Raw genomic sequence first — 15,239 nt, 5'->3', positions numbered from 1 at the left:
CAACGAACGTTTCAATATCACTCTACCTAAATTATAGTCGTTTTTATCCATCGATTCTATTGAAACAATGCCAAAAATCCCCGCGGCTTGGCGGGGATTTCCGTTAGGCTCGTCTTATAATGTGTCACTTTGGGATTCAGCTGCCGGGGCATCGCCCTGTTCTGCATCAGCCGCAGGTCCGTGATGAGGTCCTTTACCATGTCCCGGACCGTGGTGGCCTTTACCGCCCATTTTGAAAAACAAACCCTCTTCCTTATTGAACGGGAAGAAATCCAGTTTCTTCGCTTCATCAGCATGGTCGGTCATGATTTCTTCCATCAGTTCTTTTGTGGTTTTGCCTTCTGTTTCAATGCCCAGCTCTTTGGCCGCTTTTAAGATGGAAGCTTCGAGTACCTCATGTCTCAATTCATGATGTTCTTTTCCTTCCGTGTCAATTCCAAGGTCCTTTGCCTGCTTTGCCAAAGCTGCTTCTCTGACTTCTTTTGCAAGTTCATCTATTTCCTTGCCCTCGGTTTCCACTCCAAGTTCTTTGGCTTTCTGTTTCACCAGCGCTTCTCTTACCTCTTGAGCCAGTTCCTCTTGGTCTTTTCCATCAGTTGAGATTCCCAATTCCTTCGCTTTCTGGGCTAACTCTACTCCGCGGATTTCTTCCATCACAGTACGATGGTCTTTCCCATCCGTTTCAATCCCTAATTCCTTCGCTCTTTTTTCGAGTTCTGCATCCCTGATCTCTCTGGCCAGTTCCCGTGAATCCTTATCGGCTGTGTCGATTCCAAGCTCTTCTGCTTTTTCCTTCAACTGCTCCTCATCCATATGAAATTTTCCATGCCCGCCGCCGCGATGGCCGCCGAATGCTGACTCAGCCCCCTTGCTGACAACCGCCGAGTCGTTCGTCTTCGCAGAATCCTCTTCAGCAGCCAAGGCTGGAAGAGCCCCTAGGATCCCTACAGATAATGCACCTGCCATTACATACGTTAACTTTCTTTTCTTATTCATTTTTCGTACCTCCTATTTTTGATTGCAGTGATCGAATCCGCTTATGTAGCTGACAGTGAAGTCGGGACCCGAGCCCCTGCAGTGTCAGTATCTCCACAAGATATTGCCAAATTATGAACAAACCGTTTCCGGTTCATTAACTTTTCAATCGGTTTTCGATGTTATACTCCTCTTTCTTTTCCTCCAGCCAAGTCCCGTACTCCGTCTGAAGCGCCTGTTCAAACAGAATCTCCTTTATTTCTTCTTTATGATCGTCAAGAACCGCTTCTTCCGCTTCTTTTTTATCGGTCACCTTGATGATATGGTAGCCGAACTCCGTCTTCACGGGCTCGCTGATGTCCCCTGCCTTCATGGCAAACGCCTTCTCCTCGAACTCTTCAACCATTTCTCCTTTTCCAAAAAAGCCAAGCTCCCCGCCGGAATCAGCATTGGAAGTATCAGTGGAGTAGACCTTCGCAAGCTCAACGAAATCCCCTCCATCATCAAGCTTCTCCTTCACTTCCTGTGCCGTCGCCTCTTCTTCCACGAGAATATGACTGGCTTCTACCTGCTCCGATTGAGCGAACGAGTCTTTATTCGTCTCGAAATACTCCTTGATCTGATCATCCGAAATCGAGATCCTGTCCTCCAGCAATTTTTCCGTCAAAAGAAACGATTTGATATTCGCTTTGACACTGTCAAGACTCGCCCCGCTTGACGCCAACGCATCATTGAACGCCTCTTCGTCCCCATAGGAATCTTTGATGGACTGCAATTCCTCCTCAATCTCACTATCCTTCACCGTAATCTTTTTCTCGTCACTCTCAAGCTCCACAATCTTCTCCGCAATCAGCGTCTCCAGGGCCGCATCTCCGTACTGATCCACCAGCACTGAATACAAGTCATCCTTGCTGATCGACTGGCTGCCGACTTTCGCCACCACTTCCTCCTTCGAAAAACCAAACGCAGCAAGCAGTGCCCCGATGACAACAATGCCTCCTATTACACTCCAAAATGTGATCCTCTTTTGTTTATTCACTTATTCGCTCTCCTTTAGTATTGTTTTGGGTTGGGTTACCGGTTATGATTTGGTTGGTTTGTACCTGGTACATTGGGATTATTTGTACCTGGTACAATGCACTCGTTCTGTACCTGGTACATTCCCGGATTTTTGTACCAGATACGGTTCGTTAGAGCTGTGCCTGGCTCAATTCATCCGATTTGTGCCTGGCTCAATTCAATCGATCTGTGCCTGGCTCAATTCAATCGATCTGTTCCTGGCACCATTCATCCGGTTTGTGCCTGGCACCATTCACCCGGTCTGTGCCTGGCACCGCAACCCAGCACATCAATTTTATCCATTCACCATCGCATTACTAGTCAATGTCAAACTGATTGTCATTTCCTCAGCCCCCCGGTAGATGGTCAGATCGATCGTGTCTCCTACCTTCAGGTCAGCGTACAACAGCCTTCTCAAATCTGACGGACTCTCAACTTTTTGACCATTCAGCTCCGTAATCACATCGCCTTCTTTGATCCCGGCTTCGGCTGCCGCTGATGTCCGATCAATGCTTGCGACTACGACACCCGATTCCACTTCTTCCGGCAGATTCCCCAGATAGTTTCGCGGCACATCGGCAAGGTTTGTCATGCCGATCCCTATATACGGTCGTTCCACTTTTCCTGTCTCTATGATTTCATTGACAATCGGCATGAAATCTTTGCTCGGGATGGCAAAACCGAGCCCTTCGACACCTGAGTTGGAGATCTTCAGGCTGTTGATTCCGATCAGTTCACCCTTTGAATTCAAGAGCGCCCCGCCACTGTTACCCGGATTGATCGCCGCGTCGGTCTGGATGACATTCAACTCCGTTTCTCCAGCAGATGTCTCTACTGAAATGGTACGGTCGACCGCACTGACAATCCCTTGTGTCACGGTCCTTGATAAATCAAGTCCGAGCGGGTTCCCGATGGCGATGACCTGTTCACCGGCGCGCAATGTACCGGAATCCCCGACTTCCAACAGGTTGTCCGCATACTTCCCGTCGATTTTCAATACAGCAAGGTCTGTCAGCGGATCTGCCCCAATCAATTCCGCATTGGTTTTTTCACCATCATAAAGGGAAACTTCGATTGTTGAAGCCCCTTCAATGACATGGTTGTTGGTGATGATATACGCACTGTCCCCTTCTTTCTTAAAAAGGACCCCGGAACCTGTTCCTCCCTGTCCTTCTTGAGAATCACCGGCGTAGCCGTTACGTTGCTGCTGGTAATTCACGATCCCGACAATCGATTGGGAAGCATCTTCCACGATATTCGCCACATCACCCCCGGTCCCGGTCGAAACTGTTGTCGGAGTGATGTCTGAATCAGCCGAATTGCCTGCCTGTGCGGTTTCACCCGCCGGTTGTTCGATGCTTGGCTGGGCGAGATTTTCATAGTAATCCGTGTGCGGCAATACCGTCAGCGTCAGGACAGAACCGATGATCCCAGCACTCACTGAGGATAGGAAGCCCTTACCCTTGAATGGCTTTTTCGGCTTCGGGCTTCTTTGCATCTCCTCTTTGTGCATGGATTCTCTATTGTCTGTTTCTATATGTGTCATGTCTTCATTTTGGTTGTTAGGTTCAAACATGTTGATTCCTCCTCTATTTTTTTGTTCTGCTGATCTTTGCTGTTGATTTCATCTTAGAGGGAAAATATGACGAAACTATTAACAATCTATGTACAGGGTAGGAAGTTTTTTTGAAAAAAAGACAAAAAAGGGGCCAGCCCCCGGTACGTTCCACCAAAAATCGTACCAGGGAGCTGGCCCCACTATCCTATTCAATCCACTTTCTGAGATATTCATTCCAGATTTTTAAAATACAAACCACTTTTCCATTTTTCATTCCAAATCAACGAAATACAGACCACTTTTTAAAAATACGTTCCACTTGTCGAATAATCTCCATCTTCAACCGATAGAGATGGAAGCCAGGATCCTCAACTAAACCCTTTAATTTGTCAAAACCCTTTTCAGTAAAGAATCTGTGCCCCACCCGCAGGAAGAAACGCTGATTGCAACGTTCAGATCCGATCCACGGGCGGTTCACGGGTGGGTCACGGGGACAGGTACCATGGCCCATCCACAAAAAAACGGGACAATGAACCTGTCCCCCTGTCCCACAAAAAAACGGGACAACGAACCTGTCCCAGACCCATCATCCCATATACTCCTCAACCAATTCAAAGCATCTTTTTTCTGTCAGGTTGTTCTCGACCGCGACATATTCCAGTTGTTCCATTGTGCCGCCTTCGTATTTGAGCGATGCCTGTTTGGCGGTTTCATCACGGTGTTTGATCCATTCCCGTTGTTCAACTCTCAGTTGTTCCATTTCTTCCGGGGATAGCTGCTCTTTGAGGACCCCGTAAATGTCATTCAGCAGGCCATCCCATATGTCGAAGCGCTCCCCTTCTACGTATTTCAACGCATATGTGCTGTCATCGGTTGTCGCTTCCCGGAGCTCTTCCACTTCTACTTGAGCATCATGTAATTTCTCAAGATATTCTTCTTTCATCATCGAAGATTCATTTGCGGAGGATTCTTCATCCGTCCTTGGCGTCTCTTCTTTTTTATCAGGATCCTGTGTTCCTTGTTCTTGCTTCAGTTCACCGTCAGAGGAAGCATGTTCTGTTGAATCGTTATGTGTATCGGCTTGTGACTGTTTGTCTCCTTCAACACTGGTCCCTTCGGGTGATTGTCCGCAAGCCGCCAGGATCACGAACATTGCGACTACTATTCCCAATAGAGTTTTGCGATGATGATTCATATAAAAATTCCCCTTTCTATTTTTCTATCAAAAAATCGGTGCCCAACCGGCCGCATGAAACGCTTCATGCCAAGGTCAGACCCGATCCTATTAACCTCTTATTCACCCTCACTAGAGCATAGAGCCAAATGACCGACACCATTCACCCCTCCGAAAGAATCAATCCCCTCAACTTCTTTGTGATTTCAGGGGTTGCATGATAAACAGCATCATCACCTATATATACGAAGGTACTGTTGTGCCCTTCATCCCCGAGCCATAAATGAATGCCGTGTGCAGGGAGGTCTCCTTCATTATTCGGTTCATACTCAACCATCACGTCATAATCGGGTTCCGTGAAATCAACCTTTCCTGGTTGTTTCCGTGCGGTTGTGATGGCCGTTTCAAAGAAAGAAAGGGAGTCCTTGTCTTGGAAATATAACAGGACCTCCTCATTCATCCCACCCAGACCATTAGATGTGGATATCTCCACTTTTGAGATCTTTTCATCCAACAGGACCATCGTTTCCGACCGGTCGGATTGGCAGGCTGCCAGGATCATGGCAGCTGCTAAAATAAGCAATGTTGAACGTACAGTTTTCACATTTATCGCCTTCCTCTTTTTCTTTAAAACTCGCAGGGGGCGGAACTCATTTCCACAAACGGGCCGACGTACCTGGCCAGCTGTCCCAGCGGGGAACGGACTCTCATTCCGACAACCGGGTCAGTGTCCCTGTCCCCCTGTCCCACTCTCTTTTGAATTCCGCCAGCCTCTGCTGACGCTTTTTCCGGTCTTCGCTTACTGCTTTCAATGCCACTTGATAGGAGGCGTCATTCAACCGCCACTTATCCTTCGAACGGTCTTTTTCCCCTCCGAACAAAGCGAAGGCGGTGGCTCCCATCAGATACACGTTCGTTGCCTCATCGATCACCGCACCTTGTTGGAACTCTTCCGGCGACATGAAGCGTGATGAGCCCCACATCCTGCCCATCAAGTTGATATAAGGGCGTTTGGAATATAGATCGATATCGCAGATGAGGGTCTTCTCCTTTTGAAAATCATACAGGATACTGCCGTCGTAGAAATCGATGGCCACGTACCCCTGTCCGATCACGTGGATGTGAAAGTCGATGATATCCGTGAACACATCCAGCCTTTTGCTGTCCGGCAGCTGCAAGAACTTCTCTCTGGACAGCGGGTACATTTTGCCCATGCACTCTCCATCCGTCCATTCAAAGATGGCGGCAAACCCTCCTCCGGCTTCCTCAGCGCGTATCAACCTGATCAAATGAGGATGCGCTAAATCTTCATAAACCTGAACCGCATCTTTGAGCCCGGCTATAGCATCTTCCGCCCTGCCGGCATATCGTGCAGTCGGTGCGCCGGCAAATTTTATAAAATACCTTCCCTCGTCGTTCTTGACCCCGAAACAGATATTGCCCGAATCCTGATCGTCATACACCTTGAAAACCTCCCCGTACTTCTCGATGAATGAGAAGTCATAAGGTGACTTCAATTTGTATGGAATCTGATTGATGTACTGAATATAAAAGTCCTCCAAATACCAGGTCGGCACGGGATTATTCATACCGTCGAACCAGTTCATCACTTCCTTTGCCTGCTCCTTCATGACCTCAACCTCTTCTCCACCGAAATGAATGGCCCAAGGAATGGACGACAGCATATTGCTGCTTATGTAAAAGGCGAGGAGGTTGAAGAATTCCTGGGGCGGCCTGCCGTTGAAATAGCCATTGAGCTGCCCTGTGGCAAAATGCGGACTTGTAGAAGCACTCCACACAATACGGTTGAATTCTTCCCATGGATCACCGAAGTCATGGCGGTTGAAATCGATGACGGAAAGTTCCTTCTCAGACGAAATGACCATATTCCCCACGTGATAGTCTCCGTGATGAAACGATTGCGGCCTCCCTTGCAGAAGATGTCTGTTCGCCTCTATGTAGGCAATGACTCTTTCACCGCCCTCAATTTTGATCGGACAGTCCCTGTACTGCTTGATCTTGCCGTCCGCTTTGCGATTGAACTTCGTATTCCACTCTTCCTGATCAACCGGTGCAGGAATCGAATGGATCTCCCGGAGATAACGACCCGAATGCAGTCCGAGCTCATACTGCTCGGTTTCGGTCAATGTAGGCAACACCATGATGGCATCTTCGCCTTCGCACCATGTAAATAGCGTGTACACACTGTTGCCATTATCACACACCCCAAAATCAATCGGCCTCGACATGGAGATTCCTTTTCCGGTCAACTGCTTCATCATCTCGAACTCACTTTTCTTCATCTCATACTCTGAACGATCCGCTGTCCGAAGCAGCAGCTTTTCACCCGTCACTGTTTCAACAAAGTACTTTTTGTCGTTCGACCAGCCTTTGTTGATCAGTTCGACCGTCTTAAATGTATAATTCGTTTGTATATCAAGCATGGCAGCACCTCCAAAGGGACATGGGGACAGGTCCCTTTGCCCAATCATTAATGGCGTATCATCGGTTCCTGTTACACGCAGTGTTACTCGCGGTGGAAGATCCTTTTAATAGTTTACCATTTTAATAAACCTAATTTTACCAGTTGATGTTTCATAATGATATAGGTTGATCGTAAATCGCACCGTTTTTAAAGAGATGTTACGAACAAAAAACTCAGTTATTTGGACTGAGTCAAAGGGTGATAATAGTTAGCTAGAGTACCAACCAAAGCATTCATCTTGCTGAAACTCTTTGGAAATCACATTCAATATTTGGTGTCGACCATTCATCAGATCATTTTACCCCTCTGGGTGCCGGCAGTTGACTGTTCCCTTCATGAGATCACATAATAAGGTCGCATCATTTCATAATCCTCATGTTCAAGGATATGACAATGCCATACAAACAATCCCGAATAAGGGCCGAATGGAACGATGATGCGGGTGATTTCTTTCGGATTTGCCCGAACGGTATCTTTCCATCCCTGCTCATTTGGATCAGGGGGACGCCGTGGACCAGTCGGTACGATTTTCCCTTCTTCTTCATACTTTTCTTCATCAAAGGGCTGCCGATCAAGAACTTGGAACCTAACCATGTGTAAATGAATCGGGTGGGTTGCTTTTGTCACATTCACCAAACTCCACACTTCCACGCTCCACAGACGCGGATCTTCAGAAATGGGTTCTACCCACAAACGGTCATTCAATAAGTGGATGGAGCGCCCATAAGAATCTGATCGGGTATTCAGCAGCAGCTTTCTTGTCTTGTGACTCTGTTTTTCTTTTAATTTTGGAATATGGGTCAGCTGGTTGGGTATGCTGCAGGTAGCCAAAGCAGATGGTTTAGAACTGACACGAAATTGCATGACCGACCCTGCCGTTTCTGGATCCGGCTTTGTGCCTTGAGGGAATGGGGACTCGGCATCATTCATCATCGTAATGGTTTCCCCGTGGAAAGAACGTAAATCCACCAATACGTCCGCTCTCTCAGCAGGTGCAAGAAGGAGATGCGGGACTTCGACAGGCGAAGCCAACAGTCCTTGATCGGTTCCGATTTGTATGAAGGGGGCACCATTTGAAAGGGATAATCGATAAAATCGTGCATTCGAGCCATTCAATATTCTCAAGCGATACAGACGGGGATCCACTTCGATATATGGCCATACCTTCCCATTCACCACAATGGTTTCAGCAAAAAAATCCGGGATAACAGATGGATCAACACCTGGTACTGGTATTTCTGGTTGGGAAGGATAGAGGAGACTGCCATCTCGATGAAAAGAACGGTCTTGAATGATCAAAGGGATTTCGAATGGGAATTTTGGGAGGTCTAGGTTCATTTCTTCTTCATCATGGATGATATACAACCCGGCTAACCCGGCATAAATGTTCAGGCGGGTGATGCCCATTGCATGATCATGATACCAAAGAGAAGTGGCTTTCTGTTGGTTCGGATATGTGTAGATTTCATTTGTGAAATACGGACCGACTTCTTTGAACCCCCTCGTGAACCATGCCTCAGGGTATCCATCACTGGTATCCGGTGTCACTCCTCCGTGGAGATGGACGACGGTTCGCACTTCCGGTTTATCTTTTTCAGCACCGTGTACCGTCGTATCGATCGGAAGGAAGTGCTTTAGTGGAAGTTCATTTTTCCACAAGACGTGTATTGGTTGATTTCTCCACACTCGAAATGTCGGACCGGGATATTCACCGTTGTATCCCCAGATTTTCGTTGGCGGTAAATCCCGGTGAAGCTTTTTCATCGTCTGGATCATAGTCACTTCATAATAAGGCTGATTGTTCAGAAATGCAGTTGGTTGAATCTGTTTCATGATCGGCAGTGGATCTACAAATCTTTCAAGCACGCACATCCCTCCTTTGTAAAGTTCGATCACATGTTTACATCCTATTCTTTGGCTTCACCCGTTATCCCCACCATTTTGTTCGTGGCTCTGACCCCGGCTCATAAAAAAAACTGAAGACCAGCTTGCCTGTTCTTCAGCTATCACACCCATTCTGGGTAAGTCATTGATTAGCCGTTACACTGACTAAATCCCATAAATGGTCTTTAATCTCGCCTAATTGAGCCCCGATATATAAGCTCGAGCCGGCTATAATGGCTAAACAGATGACTTTTATTAATCTGTAAGTATTCACATTCATAATAGACCCCCTGATGTTTCCTTTAATGAATCATTTTTTTAAAAAGTCTCGTGATACTTCTACGAATCTCTCTCAGGCTTGATTTTCTGTTTGAATCGCCTTTTAGTTGAAATTGCCGCTTAAAGCATGTTCCCATTCTTCAACATCATGATGGTAATCGAAGTTTCCTAATTTCCACTTATTTTCTCTCGGGGCAAACCATAAACTAACGTTTTCTTTGATTTTCCTCTCCCCATTTTCCATGAAAACCAGATTAACATTTCCCCTTGGATACGTATCATCCAACCGAATACGCAATTGATCGTAATCCACAAGGTAAATGCCTTGTTCCCTTAAATCTATTAGCCGTTCAATCCATTTCTTTTTAGCATCTTCATAAGAAATTTCCGGCTCTGTATCAGATGCTCTATCAAAAAAATAAACATGTTCAAACGCTTTATCATAGTGTTGATTGATTACATGATCAAGAACCTCTTCAGCAGCATGTTTTGATTGATTTTTATCTATGAGGCCAGGTATATATAAAAACGCGGACAAACCGATGATACCCACTAAAATGAGGATAACCTTGCTAGTTTTCATTACATCACCCTTTTAGAATCTTACTAACTTCAACAGACGATGGGAAAGTTCCTCAATTGGCAGCTTCACTCGTCAGAAATTGAATGTATTCACCTGCACCTCTACCAGGGCGCTGGCGCCGAATGGTGCATTCGAGAGTCTACCCCTGGACCGGCAAATATACCTCAATTTCCTCCTCACCATTTTCCAACGGATGATACGTCTCAACAATATAAGCGTCCATCTTTTGCTTATACCCCTTGTCCACCGCCCACTTTATTAATCCGTTATGCAGGCTTCCGACCTCCTTGATGTTCCCTCTGGCCGTTGCATATTCCCCGTTTAATTCGATGAATTCCATTCCGCTTGGCACTTCTGAAAGAGGCTGGTTCACGATCATGCCTACATAATAGCTGCCTTCAAGATGACGCTCACCCCTTTTTGGCTCAAAAATGGCGATTTCCGTACCGGCACGATGCTCGATTTCATCAGCGCGCGCCATCAAGTTCTGGGCAGCTTTTGGAACATCCGTACCGAAATCTGCATAAGCCCCGCAGCCTTTCATGCCTGCCAATCTAAACTGTTTATGAACCCTTTTATATTCCATCTCTTCGACCTCCTGTCTGTTACCGTTCACTTTGTATTTCTCCTAACGCTGTCAAAATCCCTTTTATTGGATATTTTTTATATTAGAAAATGGCGGGGTGACCACGTTAAGCGAAATCCGTACCGGCTTTTGGAGCAGCAGATGAAGAGATGCCGTTCAGAAGCATAAGCGAAATGGGTTTATGCTGACTTTTTGGGATTTATGCTAAAAAAAATGAATATATGCTGAATGATTTCGTTTTATGCTGACTTTAATAAAAGATGGAAAACTAAACTACAAACCCAGCTGCATCCCCAGTCCCATCCACCATCGTCAATCAACCAACTCACTCATTCGCATGATTGTCCACCATCCATCTTAATGTGTATCCACCCTTACCTTCCCCACCTTAAAACCTTCCTCCAAACCCTGCCGCCATATTGAACACAATCTAATCCATCAACTGTTTCACGTACGGCGTGATGTAACTTCTATACTCATCGGTTAAACCAACTGGCAATTCATAAATGTTAAAATACCGTACTTCAACGGACTCTTTTTCATCCACCTCAATCGTCCCTCTTACTTCATTCGAGACATAAACAGCAGTGACCGAATAGAGCTCATCACCATTTGATACTTTAAAGAAATATTCGGGGCCAGAAAAAACATCCAATAACTTAAGCTCACCCAGCACAAGCCCTGTTTCTTCCTTTACTTCTCTCCTTGCCGTATCTTCCAGACTTTCCCCTAGCTCCATCAGTCCGCCGGGCAATCCCCAGCCGCCGTCCGTTCGGTGCTGCAACAGCAGTTCGTTGGATTCATTTAAAATTAAGACCACTGCCCCAGTTAAAATCAATGGCCTGTTCCCGACTAGTTTCCTTAAACCCTTCACATAGTCCATCTCTGTAAAAACCTCCATTTCAGGTTCGGATTCGGGCTCCACCCACCAAGCGAATTGAGAGGAAAGAATTTACAACCATTCAGAGGAAAAACAGTACGACCATCAGAAACAAAGAACCCCCTACACCAAGATAGCCGTAAACCACTTTTCCCCGTTGAAATTCTTCCAATGCCATCACCAGTAGATTCAAGCCCATTAAGAACAACAAGTATGGCAGCAGCCAATGTTGATCCGTGAGTAACCCATAACCTGCCATCGTGACGACGATGATTGCTAACACCATTCTTAATCCTTTCAACATCGATCTATCCCCTTATTTTGTATGGATTGGTTCCCTGTGCTTAGGCAGCAAAGAACCGTCTTTCAACAAACACTTTACATTTTCCCCTCTTTGATCCATGTCCAGATCCGGTAACTGCCGAAGATAGATACGGCGAATAGAAGGATCATCGCAAGTACCCATATCCCCAATCTGTGGATCTCTTGCAGACCTTCTGCATGGATGACTGTAAATGCCGATACCCCTGCGAACATCAGGTAACAAAAGACATTGGGAATCACCCATACTAGCCTTAGTTTAGTATTTTTCAAGAAAACAGCCCCTATTTAAACCCGTACTGGTTATTTAACTCATTCTTATCCGTAAAAAAGGTAGCACGAGATTCACCCCTGCGTTTTCATACGTCCGTCTTATCCTAGGAATCACTGAAAACATCAATGACCTTATCACAGATATCATGGTGAGTGGTCCCGTCATAATTGAGCAAAACAACCACCCCCAGATTGAGTTCCGGTACCATCGTCATCAAGGACCTGACAGCCATTTGACCGCCCCCATGTTCAACGATCCCGAGCCCTTTATACATGTCAGTGAACCATGCAAGTCCGTAACTCCTGACGTCACTTCCGAACCGCCATTCCTCACTGACAAGATGAACGGGACGCTGCATGTCTTCCTTTAAATCCGAACTGAGAATATCCGGCTTTTCATCTAAGTGAAATGCTATATATTTTGCCAGGTCATTTGCCGTCGAATACAGGTAGCCGATCGGAGCGGAAATTGTATTCTTTGGAAACGGGGTCTCTATTTTATCCTCGCCCATATAGTACTTTGCACTGTTTGGATCTTCTTCAACGATCATTGGGTCACTTGTCGTCCGGTCCATATTCAACGGGGTAAGAATTTTTTCTTGAAGATTGGCTTCCCACTCTGTCCCTGTCACCTTCTCGAACAAATCCGCAAGAATGACATACGCATCTGTGCAGTAATTCCATCCCTTCCCTGCCGGATACTCCAACTCTACTTTTTGAAACCACTTCGTTATATCCTCCCTGAACCTTATACTATTAATCTCTTCTTCTGTAAGATTGTAGTAGTCCAATGCTTCTTGAAATTCAGTTGGAGTATCAGAAAAGATTTCCCTTACATTCGGAGCCGTCATATTGGCAATCCCCACGTCCGAAGGGAAACCTGCCGTATGGGATAAAAGCTGGCGGATCGTGATCATATCGCTTTCTTGTTTATTTTTTGTCCTAAAGTATGGAAGATAGTGAACGACCGCATCATCCAATGACAGCAGGTCCTTCTCTACAAGCTGCATGATGGAAACGGCCATGAAATTCTTTGAGATACTTTGAATGCTCATCCGTGTATCCCCATCTATCGGCTGCATTTCAGGTTCAAGCTTTGAATACCCGAATCCTTTGGAATAGATGATCTCAGAATCTTTCACAATGGCAACGCTCAACCCGGTGCCCTGCTGATCATTCATGATCTGATTGATATAGTCTGTTATGTAATCCAGTTTGTCAGTAGTTGATTTCATCTTTGTCTCCTTTTTTAATCTGTCTGTTACTGTTAGTGATTGGTTATTTTTAGTGGAAGTTATTAAGGTACAGCGATCATTAGTTCCAGTGATGACGGTAAGGAATCGGAATAATCCTTTCAATACCAATTATTCCAAATTCATACTGTATGCTCAAGGCATATTTACAAAAAAGAACTTACCCTGTTTTGGGTAAGTTCCGATGCGGGGCCGGCGTGCAGATACAACACCGGGTATATATAAGCTGGGATTTGAGGTTATGATAATATATTTTGATTTTTGATAATAAGAGGATGGTTTTTGATAATATATCCTGATTTTTGATAATAAGTTGGCCGTTTTTGATAATAAAATCATTCCTGCAACCGTAATACCCCCGTCGAGGCGGTTGGACGGTTAGGAATTTTTATAAAATAACGATAGCTGCTAAGTAGAATGAAATTGGACGAAAAGAAATTGAAGGCGCATCTAAAAACGGGTCACGGGACCTGTCCCCCTGACCGGTACAACACTACCTCTTATTAGACACAACTCCCTTGCCAGGAGGAGTAAAATGATATAGTAAGGCGGCTGCTAGAATGAGTGCACCACTCGATAAGAAAACATAAGACAACACTTGCGTACCCGTGGTGACAGCGGAAGACATCAACCAACCTAAAGTAAGCTGAAGAACTGCTAGAAAAGGCAGGTAAAAGGTAAAGAATCGCTTTCTATTCATAAACAGATTTCCTGTCACCACCAACAAATACATGCTGCTTACGGCCATAACGATTGGAAAGGTTGGCTTAAACTTGATGGCATACACAAAATAATCAAGAGGTGAAATATCACCAGCGTTCTCTACTTCACCGGAAAAAGGGGTCGAATACTCCCATTCAAACGGGCTGTCGACTATTCCCGAACCCTCATATAAAGTGGCAAAAACCGAAAACAGAAGGAATCCCATACCCAGTCCGATTTGGATCACATAACGATTCACACTGTAGCCTCCTTTAAATAAACGTTTCTATATGCAGCCGGGGGACAGACTTTTTTGAGGCATCTCGTGGGACACCGTACCTGTCCCCATGGCCCACCCATGGCCAAATCGGCACTTCCTCGCCCCATTTGCAACTTTTCATCCAGGATTCTACCTCAAAAATGCATGTTGGCCATCTTCTTAACTGATTCATGACAGGTCATTCATCATATGCTGCAACCTTTCAGTTCATCATACAAAAATACAATCCACTTTCGAAAAACACGTGCAAGATTTCAACTTTACGAACCACTTTTCATATTTCCATTCCAAATCCACGAAATACAAACCACTTTTTAAAAATACCTTCCACTTGTCGAATAATCTTTGTTTGTAACACGGGAGTGCTACCTTGGCACAAGCTAAGAGTAAGGGAATCACCGCCTAAACTTTCCCTCGCCATTCCTCTTCCAACACGCCCATTTCCCACATACTCCAGTACTCATCGCCATTTTTCCTGGCATCGCGGAGCAGCCCTTCTTTCTTGAACCCCGCCTTTTCGTAACAGGCGATAGCGGATGTGTTGAAATCGAATACGCCAAGGCTGACTCTATGTAATCCCAGTTCATCAAAGGCAATATGAAGAATGTCCGTGATCATCTTCCGGCCGATGCCTTTTCCTCTTGTTTCCCGGTCACCGACCAATACTTTCCCGATTCGTGCCGACCTGTTCCGTCGATCGATTTTCCCTAGTGAAATATGCCCGATGGTGCGGCCGGTCCCTGTGTCAATCACTTTATAAATCAACCTGTCTGCCTGTTCATGATTGGCGTTTTCAATATACCTTTCCAGCTGCTGGTGATCCAGCGGATAGTGGAATCCGGGGCCTGCCCATTGCAATAAAAAGGAGGGCGAATCGCTCCACTCGATGAGCTGATCGAAATCAGTGCGCCCAAAGTACTCCAACTTGAACATATGTATCTCTCCCT

16 protein-coding genes and 1 pseudogene are annotated in these 15,239 nt (G+C 45.7%); all 17 read right to left on the bottom strand.

Annotated features, from left to right (window positions below; all coding sequences use genetic code 11):
• Nucleotides 1-114: 114 nt before the first annotated feature.
• On the bottom strand, nucleotides 115-996 hold the full coding sequence (locus ACUXV2_RS02850; protein WP_446245556.1) for a hypothetical protein: 882 nt from the start codon (nucleotides 994-996) through the stop codon (nucleotides 115-117).
• 136 nt (nucleotides 997-1,132) lie between these two features.
• Nucleotides 1,133-2,014 (bottom strand): foldase protein PrsA, encoded by an 882-nt coding sequence (locus ACUXV2_RS02845; RefSeq protein WP_446245555.1) that lies wholly within the window; start codon nucleotides 2,012-2,014, stop codon nucleotides 1,133-1,135.
• 315 nt (nucleotides 2,015-2,329) lie between these two features.
• Nucleotides 2,330-3,610 (bottom strand): S1C family serine protease, encoded by a 1,281-nt coding sequence (locus ACUXV2_RS02840; RefSeq protein ID WP_446245554.1) that lies wholly within the window; start codon nucleotides 3,608-3,610, stop codon nucleotides 2,330-2,332.
• Between the two features lie 568 nt (nucleotides 3,611-4,178).
• Nucleotides 4,179-4,787: a lysozyme inhibitor LprI family protein gene (locus tag ACUXV2_RS02835; RefSeq protein ID WP_446245553.1), complete on the bottom strand. Its 609-nt coding sequence runs from the start codon at nucleotides 4,785-4,787 to the stop codon at nucleotides 4,179-4,181.
• Nucleotides 4,788-4,929: 142 nt separating this feature from the next.
• Nucleotides 4,930-5,370, bottom strand: coding sequence for a hypothetical protein (locus ACUXV2_RS02830; protein ID WP_446245552.1), 441 nt, complete (start codon nucleotides 5,368-5,370; stop codon nucleotides 4,930-4,932).
• Nucleotides 5,371-5,473: 103 nt separating this feature from the next.
• Complete coding sequence (locus ACUXV2_RS02825; RefSeq protein WP_446246992.1) at nucleotides 5,474-6,355, bottom strand: serine/threonine protein kinase; 882 nt, start codon at nucleotides 6,353-6,355, stop codon at nucleotides 5,474-5,476.
• Between the two features lie 153 nt (nucleotides 6,356-6,508).
• Nucleotides 6,509-7,210 (bottom strand): annotated as a pseudogene (locus ACUXV2_RS02820) (aminoglycoside phosphotransferase family protein); the annotation flags it as partial.
• Nucleotides 7,211-7,584: 374 nt separating this feature from the next.
• Nucleotides 7,585-9,084: a multicopper oxidase family protein gene (locus ACUXV2_RS02815; RefSeq protein WP_446246991.1), complete on the bottom strand. Its 1,500-nt coding sequence runs from the start codon at nucleotides 9,082-9,084 to the stop codon at nucleotides 7,585-7,587.
• 193 nt (nucleotides 9,085-9,277) lie between these two features.
• Nucleotides 9,278-9,415, bottom strand: a complete 138-nt coding sequence (locus ACUXV2_RS02810; protein WP_446245551.1) for a hypothetical protein — start codon at nucleotides 9,413-9,415, stop codon at nucleotides 9,278-9,280.
• Between the two features lie 102 nt (nucleotides 9,416-9,517).
• Entirely contained in the window at nucleotides 9,518-9,997 is a 480-nt protein-coding gene (locus tag ACUXV2_RS02805) for a hypothetical protein (RefSeq protein ID WP_446245550.1), read from the bottom strand.
• Between the two features lie 139 nt (nucleotides 9,998-10,136).
• Nucleotides 10,137-10,613 carry an effector binding domain-containing protein gene (locus ACUXV2_RS02800; RefSeq protein WP_446245549.1) on the bottom strand — a complete coding sequence of 159 codons (477 nt, stop codon included), beginning with the start codon at nucleotides 10,611-10,613 and terminating at the stop codon, nucleotides 10,137-10,139.
• Nucleotides 10,614-11,013: 400 nt separating this feature from the next.
• Nucleotides 11,014-11,466, bottom strand: a complete 453-nt coding sequence (locus tag ACUXV2_RS02795; RefSeq protein ID WP_446245548.1) for an NUDIX hydrolase — start codon at nucleotides 11,464-11,466, stop codon at nucleotides 11,014-11,016.
• Nucleotides 11,467-11,545: 79 nt separating this feature from the next.
• Entirely contained in the window at nucleotides 11,546-11,767 is a 222-nt protein-coding gene (locus tag ACUXV2_RS02790; RefSeq protein WP_446245547.1) for a hypothetical protein, read from the bottom strand.
• Between the two features lie 74 nt (nucleotides 11,768-11,841).
• Nucleotides 11,842-12,057 carry a hypothetical protein gene (locus ACUXV2_RS02785; RefSeq protein ID WP_446245546.1) on the bottom strand — a complete coding sequence of 72 codons (216 nt, stop codon included), beginning with the start codon at nucleotides 12,055-12,057 and terminating at the stop codon, nucleotides 11,842-11,844.
• 104 nt (nucleotides 12,058-12,161) lie between these two features.
• A complete protein-coding gene (locus ACUXV2_RS02780) occupies nucleotides 12,162-13,292 on the bottom strand; it encodes a serine hydrolase domain-containing protein (RefSeq protein ID WP_446245545.1) in 1,131 nt (376 codons plus the stop codon).
• A gap of 511 nt (nucleotides 13,293-13,803) precedes the next feature.
• Nucleotides 13,804-14,271: a YjdJ family protein gene (locus ACUXV2_RS02775; protein WP_446245544.1), complete on the bottom strand. Its 468-nt coding sequence runs from the start codon at nucleotides 14,269-14,271 to the stop codon at nucleotides 13,804-13,806.
• A gap of 423 nt (nucleotides 14,272-14,694) precedes the next feature.
• Entirely contained in the window at nucleotides 14,695-15,225 is a 531-nt protein-coding gene (locus ACUXV2_RS02770; RefSeq protein ID WP_446245543.1) for a GNAT family N-acetyltransferase, read from the bottom strand.
• Nucleotides 15,226-15,239 lie beyond the last annotated feature (14 nt).

Source organism: Rossellomorea sp. NS-SX7 (assembly GCF_052828565.1).
The sequence above is the reverse complement of the archived record's forward strand: the minus strand, read 5'-3'. Positions and strand labels throughout refer to the sequence as shown.

Excerpts from the sequence above, each read along its gene's own strand:
- ACUXV2_RS02850 (WP_446245556.1), bottom strand. The coding sequence starts at position 996 with ATGAATAAGAAAAGAAAGTTAACGTATGTAATGGCAGGTGCATTATCT.
- ACUXV2_RS02840 (WP_446245554.1), bottom strand. The coding sequence starts at position 3,610 with ATGTTTGAACCTAACAACCAAAATGAAGACATGACACATATAGAAACA.
- ACUXV2_RS02835 (WP_446245553.1), bottom strand. The coding sequence starts at position 4,787 with ATGAATCATCATCGCAAAACTCTATTGGGAATAGTAGTCGCAATGTTC.
- ACUXV2_RS02825 (WP_446246992.1), bottom strand. The coding sequence starts at position 6,355 with ATGAATAATCCCGTGCCGACCTGGTATTTGGAGGACTTTTATATTCAG.
- ACUXV2_RS02815 (WP_446246991.1), bottom strand. The coding sequence starts at position 9,084 with ATGAAACAGATTCAACCAACTGCATTTCTGAACAATCAGCCTTATTAT.
- ACUXV2_RS02810 (WP_446245551.1), bottom strand. The coding sequence starts at position 9,415 with ATGAATGTGAATACTTACAGATTAATAAAAGTCATCTGTTTAGCCATT.
- ACUXV2_RS02805 (WP_446245550.1), bottom strand. The coding sequence starts at position 9,997 with ATGAAAACTAGCAAGGTTATCCTCATTTTAGTGGGTATCATCGGTTTG.
- ACUXV2_RS02795 (WP_446245548.1), bottom strand. The coding sequence starts at position 11,466 with ATGGACTATGTGAAGGGTTTAAGGAAACTAGTCGGGAACAGGCCATTG.
- ACUXV2_RS02790 (WP_446245547.1), bottom strand. The coding sequence starts at position 11,767 with ATGTTGAAAGGATTAAGAATGGTGTTAGCAATCATCGTCGTCACGATG.
- ACUXV2_RS02780 (WP_446245545.1), bottom strand. The coding sequence starts at position 13,292 with ATGAAATCAACTACTGACAAACTGGATTACATAACAGACTATATCAAT.
- ACUXV2_RS02770 (WP_446245543.1), bottom strand. The coding sequence starts at position 15,225 with ATGTTCAAGTTGGAGTACTTTGGGCGCACTGATTTCGATCAGCTCATC.